Consider the following 3,040-nt stretch of genomic DNA (forward strand, 5'->3'; position numbering starts at 1 on the left):
TCCAGGTGCCACCGGCAACGGGAGTGATTGACTTGGATGTGGTGCTGACCTGTGCCGTGGACTACGGCATCGTTCAGCTGTCTCTGGACGAGCAACCCCTGGGTGACCCCATCGACCTTTTCGATCGCCAAGTGGTCACCACCGGTGTGCTGTCGTTTCCGAAACTGTCGTTAAAAGGAAGCAAGCACACGCTGGGCGTCAAAATCGTCGGCGCCAATCCGAACGCCAAAAAAGCCTACATGTTCGCACTCGACTACCTGCGAATCAAGAAATCCGACGGCAGCTACGTGGCCGGGCCGGCACCGCGCAACGCCGTGGCCGCAAACGAAGCGGCAAACGTCGGGATTCGTCCCCAAGACATCAACGGACGTGTGCTCAATCTGGGGTTTGAAACCGGAACGCTGGACGATTGGACCGCCACCGGTGATGCGTTCGAAGGCCAACCGGTCAAGGGAGACACCGTCAATGCACGTCGCAAAGACATGCAGAGCAATCATGACGGCCAATACTGGATCGGCGGCTACGAAAAATTTGGGGACGAGCCACAGGGAACATTGACCTCCGCACCGTTTGTCGTCTCTCACCCCTACGCGTCATTTTTGTCCAACGGAGGCGACCACGAATCGACGAGAGTAGAATTGCTCCGCAAAGACAGCGGCAACGTATTCTTTCAGAGCAACGGAACGAACAGCGAGACGATGCAACGTGTCATCGTGGACCTGCGAGCCCATGTCGGCAAAGAGGTCGTCGTGCGGCTGTTCGACCAATCTCAAGACGACTGGGGGCACGTCAATTTTGACGATTTCCGCTTGCACGAGAAACCGCCCGCGCGCCCCACTCCCGCGATGGTGGTGCTGACTGCGGACGAGTATCCGCACGCCGGGTTGGAAGCCCAACAGGCCGCCGATGCCATGCAAGTCCCTGACGGGTTTCGCGTCGCCGTCGGTGCCGCCGAACCTGACGTCCAACAACCGATCGCAATGGCGCTGGATGACCGCGGCCGTGTCTGGATCGCCGAAGCCTATGAATATCCGATTCGAGCCGAAGGCGACGTCGGACGCGACCGCATCTTGATCTTCGAAGACACCGACGGCGACGGATCGTTGGACAGCCGAAAGGTTTTTGCCGAAGGACTCAATTTGGTTAGCGGACTGGAAGTCGGCTTCGGCGGTGTGTGGGTCGGCGCAGCACCGTACCTGATGTTCATTCCCGACAAAGACGGTGACGACGTCCCCGATGCCGAGCCACAGATTCTGTTGGACGGATGGGGCTATCAAGACACCCACGAAACCCTCAACGCATTTATCTGGGGGCCCGATGGTTGGTTGTACGGTTGCCACGGTGTGTTTACCCATTCAAGAGTCGGCAAACCGGGAACACCGGACGAGCAACGCACGCCGATCAATTGTGGCGTTTGGCGGTATCACCCCACACGCCACGAATTCGAAGTCTTTGCCCATGGGACCAGCAATCCGTGGGGTGTGGATTTCAATGATCACGGGCAAGCGTTCATCACGGCCTGTGTGATCCCGCACCTGTACCACATCATCGATGGCGCTCGCTATCAGCGACAAGGCGGACAGCACTTCAACTCGCACACCTATCGCGACATCGTCACCATCGCCGATCACCTGCACTACCTCGGCGCGACGCCGCACGGCGGAAACAGCAAATCCGATTCCGCCGGCGGAGGTCACGCGCATGCGGGGGCAATGATTTATCTGGGCGACCGTTGGCCGGCCGAGTATCGCGGTCAGTTGATGATGAACAACATTCACGGGCAACGACTGAACGTCGATCGTTTGGAGCCCGCCGGATCCGGTTATGTCGGACGACACGGTCCCGATTTTCTGTTGACCGGCGACCAGGCCTCACAAATCCTGAACTTGCGTTATGGACCCGATGGCAACGCCTGGATGATCGACTGGTACGACATGCAAGCCTGTCACCGCCGCGAATCCACCCTGCATGATCGCAGCAACGGACGGATCTACAAGATCAGCTACGGCGACGTGGGGTCCGCGGCACCGTCGATCGATTTTGCGACGGCAACGGATTTGCAGTTGGCCAAATGCGTGCTGCATCAGAATGATTGGTACGTCCGCCACAGTCGACGCGTCTTGCAGGAGCGTGCCGCGGAGCGCCCGATCGCATCCGACGCCCTGACGCGGCTGCGGCAGATCGCTGAAACCCACGACGACGACACGCGTCGGTTGCGGGCCGCATGGGCACTGCATGTCACGGGAAGTTTGAACTCAGACCTGATGCGACAGCTGATGGCGGATCAAAGCCCCTATGTACGCGGCTGGGCGATCCAGTTGGCGATGGAATCGACGGACGCCGAAATCTCGGCTGCGTTGTTGCAACGGTTCGTCACAATGGCCGACAGCGATCCGTCGCCGATCGTGCGTTTGTACCTCGCTTCGGCGGCACAGAAACTGCCCTTGGATTCACGTTGGGACTTGCTCGACTCATTGACGTCGCATGCCGAAGATGCCCGCGATCACAATCTGCCGCTGATGTATTGGTATGCCGCCGAACCGTTGGCCGATCTTGATCCGGCGCGAGCGATCGCGTTGGCGATGTCAGCCGGCGAGCGAATCCCGCTGCTGCGAGAGTTCATGTTGCGTCGAATCGGCGAAGGCGGCAACGACTCGCTCGCCGTCCTCGTCGATGGTCTCGGCCAAGCCACCGACGCCGCGATGCAACTGACGTACATCAACGCGATCCGATCGTCGTTGGAAGGGCGACGACAGGTCGACGCGCCGCCGCAATGGGGTTCGGTTGCCGAACGATTGTTGGCCAGCGAAAACGATGACGTCCGGTTACAGGCCGTTGCCTTGGGCGTCACGTTTGGTGACCAGAAAGCACTCGCCGCGATGCGGACCCAAGTTATCGACCCGTCCGCACCGCTTCCATCGCGACAAGTCGCCCTGCGGTCCTTGCTCGATCTCGACGATCCCGACCTGGTGCCGACGTTGGTCGGGTTGTTGAAAGTCGACTCGCCGCTGCGTGAAACGGCGATCCGTGGGATGGCGCA

General features: G+C 59.9%; 1 protein-coding gene. It reads left to right on the plus strand.

Annotated elements, in window-relative coordinates:
• A partial coding sequence (locus ABX749_RS27720; RefSeq protein WP_372898882.1) for a PVC-type heme-binding CxxCH protein occupies positions 1-3,040 on the plus strand: 3,040 nt, incomplete at both ends.

It is taken from the genome of Stieleria sp. (assembly GCF_041595215.1).
Lineage (GTDB): Bacteria > Planctomycetota > Planctomycetia > Pirellulales > Pirellulaceae > Stieleria > Stieleria magnilauensis.